Below are 3,571 nucleotides of genomic sequence, written 5' to 3'. Positions count from 1 at the left end.
CTTACCCGTAAACCATTGTCGTGTTTGTCAAGAGCGATGGCGGGAGTTCCCCTCATCCTAAAATATTAGGATTTTTATTTTGAGGTTGTTTTCATAGAACTTTTTACACTACCCCCACCTCGTTCTTTGTTTCCACCATACCTTCAAGTTTTCTGGCTCCTGTTCCCAAGTGATTGCTGACGGGAAAAAGCGAATATAATAACCGAGATTATACACGCGAATGCTTAATTCCGTATCTTCAGAAAGGGCTTTTTCATCCCAGCCTCCCAGTTCTTCCAGAATCGTTCTGCGAATGGCAAAGTTTGTGCCTGGAATCGTAGTCATCTTAAACCAGAACCAGCGTCCGGCCTGAGCCAGCCATTGAAATGTTAATGTTTCAATATTGATCAGCCTTGTGAGTATGTTTTGGTTTGCATTCACTACCCGAAATTTCCCTACGATTGCCCCAGCATTTTTGTCATTACATAATCCTAAAACAAGATAGAGGATGGCGTTTGGCTCGGGTGTGTTATCCGCATCATATACGGCGATAATTTCCCCTGTGGAATGCTTTAGTCCCTGATTTAATGCACCTGACTTCCCCTTTCCGGCATTTGGGGGCTTTGTATGGACAGCCTTGATAAAAGGATATCTTTTAGAATAGCTATCTATAATTGCCCCCGTAAGGTCACTTGAATTATCGTTAATGACGATGACTTCCAGCTTATCTTTAGGATAGTTAAGCTGAATCATTGATTTTATCGTATCCTCAATGACAACTTCTTCATTATGTGCTGGAATCAGAATACTGACTTTCGGAAAAGAACCGAGAGATATTTTTAAACCCTTCTTGAATTTTCCATCCTTCAATAAATGCAAAAAGCCCCCAATCATGAGAAACGCGTGATAAAACAACATGTACCAAATTAGAAATAGTGAAATATACAAAAGCAGATTTGCCATCAAATCATCCTTCCATTTTCGTTTTCCTGCTTTGCAGAAAAATAGTAAATAGAATAAATGCGATAACAGCTATACCTCCGACAATTGCCATCCCCCAAATAACGAGTCCGACAAACTTTTTAAAGTGAAATAAAGGGAAGTCCAATGATGATAGCAGTAATCCTCCGCGATTTATATCTGCTTTTATTTCACCATTCTCCGTGTATATCTCAACGTGATCGGCTTTTACCCATAGATCCGTCTGTTTTAAATCAATCCAGGTAATATTTGGCAGTTTCTCCATTTCGGAAATCAACTTCACAAAGCGCTCGACACCCAAATATGGATGATAGAAGGCAGCAAGCATTCCATCTTTTGTATGTTGAAATCCTTCAGCCTTTTTCATCATATTTTGAATGGCATCAGGGTCATCTGGTCTCACGTACCCAAGCGTCTCTGGCAGTAATTGCATTCCATTTAAAAATGATGGGGAAGTAATATACGGAGTACTATCCATTATCTCCCAATCGTTGTCACTTAATTGGATTTGCCCGACATACGTAGAAAAGTATTCAGAAATAACAGTGTATCCATTTTGGGACATTGTATAATGCGGCGCTTCAAAAGCAAGAGGGTATAGTCCATAATTAACCAATTCCTGAATTCCTCTAGTTATCTTTGACTCAATATATTCTCTTTCATACTCTTGCAAATTCCGAATATAGCTTTCATATTCAGCTTTCGTGTTAAAGTCATTTTCATTTTGCAAAGTAATTGTTTCATCAGGCGGAGCATAAACAGGAGTATTATTTTCAACATCCCAAAATTCAAAGCCTTCCCCTGTCTCACTTTCCCTGAACTGGTGGGTATAGCCATGGAGGACAATACTTCCTCCGTCCTTCTGCATCTCTTTTAGCACTTTTAACAGCTCTGGGGAATTTGAAAAATGGTGTTTCTCCCTTGTTATAGGGTTTGTATAAACTGGAATAACCGCTACCATATATGGGATATTTTTTTCCTTTAAAATTTCAGCAATTTGCCTTACATTTTCTGGGTCTACTAACGGGTGGATATCTTCAAGCCGGATATATGCTGGGTGTTTGGCATCATGATTAGCGTTAAAAATGTCATGGAGAATTTCTCCAAATAAGATGGACTTTTGTGAGGAAATGCTATCAACCGCATAAAAATAATGATTTTCGTTTTTTACTAATATAGGATAAGAAATTATATCTCCGATCTTTTTCCCCTCTATTACTATTTCCGTATCTTCAGTTACCTCGATATGAATGATATTTTGGCTTATTACATCGAATACATCCTCCTTATTGCTTGTTAAATTCAGTTTATTCACTTCTCTTTCATGCAGCGGAGTCACAAACGCGAACTTGTCACCGAGCTGATCGGAATTGTAGCCAATCGCTACAAAGGTTCCGCTATAATCATCAAACAAGGTAACGAAAGTGGATGGAAGCCGAGCATTGACCTGTCCATAATAGAACAGATGAGTAACGTTACGTAAATCGTTTTTCTCCACTTCCTCGCTGCTTATAAAGGTGACGTCATTCGTAAAGTGACTGATTAACATATCCAAGGACCGCTGATATTCATCGATTTCCCCGTCCCTTGATGTATAGATTACTAGAACTTTCGCTTCATCTTTTATGTCTGCGCTTCCAGTCGGCACATTCAGCCAAAAAATTAAGACAGTCGCAATAACGAAAAGTACGGAGCTTTTATTAATTGCCCCCCGGCTGTTTCCCATTCTTCCTCCTCCATGAAATGTTCTTTATTAAAAACAATATGCTGTCCATATGGGAAAAATGTCGTATTTATCATTTTTCAGCCTATAATTTTGCTAATAAATAAACTGCGGCAAAAATGATGAAGATAACCCAGTCGCAGTGGTTAAGGAGAAAATGGAGGAATTGCAAGAGAAGATACAGAGGGGATTCGTTTATCTCTTTAAATTGGAAGGAATTTACCATATAAAAAGGGGCAACCATGAAAGTTTAACTTCCATAGTTACCCCATAACGATAAATGGAAAACCAGCTTCTTATGATGCGGTTATTTGGCTTTTAATGGCGAGCAAATACAATTCTCTTGTACATTTATTAAGGAAAAATTATGCTTTAATATAGTAAAGCCTATTCTTATCGTTAAGCCTGCTAATATTATCCTAAAATAAGAGGTGATTTAATGGTAGATTTTGAATGGTACAGGAGTTTCGTCTATATATATAAGTACAATTCAGTTTCCGAAGCGGCCAAAGCCCGAATTATGACACAACCTGCATTGAGTCAACACTTGGCATCTTTAGAATCCGAAGTTGGCGAACCTTTGTTTATCAGAACTTCAAGAAAAATGGTGCCCACGGAAAGAGGAAAGGAGTTATATTCACAAGTAGCCCCGCTTATTGAGTCGTTAGAAGCGACTAGTTTAAGTTTTCAGTCTACCTCTTCACCCGCTTTGTCCATTATAAGAATCGGCTCTCCAATGGAATATTATTATGAAAATATCCTTTCAAAACTTAATCCTGAATTATTCATACTTCCAATGAAGATTTAATTTGATACCAAATCCAATGATTTTTTGTTATCTAAACAAGTAAGAGCTGTTAATTTCGATAAATATGATAAATGATAAAA

Annotated in this window: 1 protein-coding gene and 2 pseudogenes; 1 reads left to right on the top strand and 2 read right to left on the bottom strand. The window is 37.8% G+C overall.

Features of this window, described 5'->3' with window-relative positions; all coding sequences use genetic code 11:
- Positions 1–114: 114 nt before the first annotated feature.
- A pseudogene (locus IEV18_RS16525) lies at positions 115–942 on the bottom strand (glycosyltransferase family 2 protein); the annotation flags it as partial.
- Positions 943–946: 4 nt separating this feature from the next.
- A complete protein-coding gene (locus IEV18_RS16520) occupies positions 947–2,686 on the bottom strand; it encodes a DUF2334 domain-containing protein (protein WP_188393458.1) in 1,740 nt (579 codons plus the stop codon).
- 436 nt (positions 2,687–3,122) lie between these two features.
- Here IEV18_RS16520 and IEV18_RS16515 point away from each other — a divergent pair.
- Positions 3,123–3,455, top strand: a pseudogene (locus tag IEV18_RS16515) (LysR family transcriptional regulator); the annotation flags it as partial.
- Between the last annotated feature and the right edge of the window lie 116 nt (positions 3,456–3,571).

The sequence above is a fragment of the Compostibacillus humi genome (assembly GCF_014637175.1).
GTDB classification, from domain to species: Bacteria; Bacillota; Bacilli; order Bacillales; family Amphibacillaceae; genus Oceanobacillus; species Oceanobacillus humi.
The sequence above is the reverse complement of the archived record's forward strand: the minus strand, read 5'-3'. Positions and strand labels throughout refer to the sequence as shown.

Coding starts and splice junctions, on each gene's coding strand:
- IEV18_RS16520 (WP_188393458.1), bottom strand. CDS start 2,686: ATGGGAAACAGCCGGGGGGCAATTAATAAAAGCTCCGTACTTTTCGTT.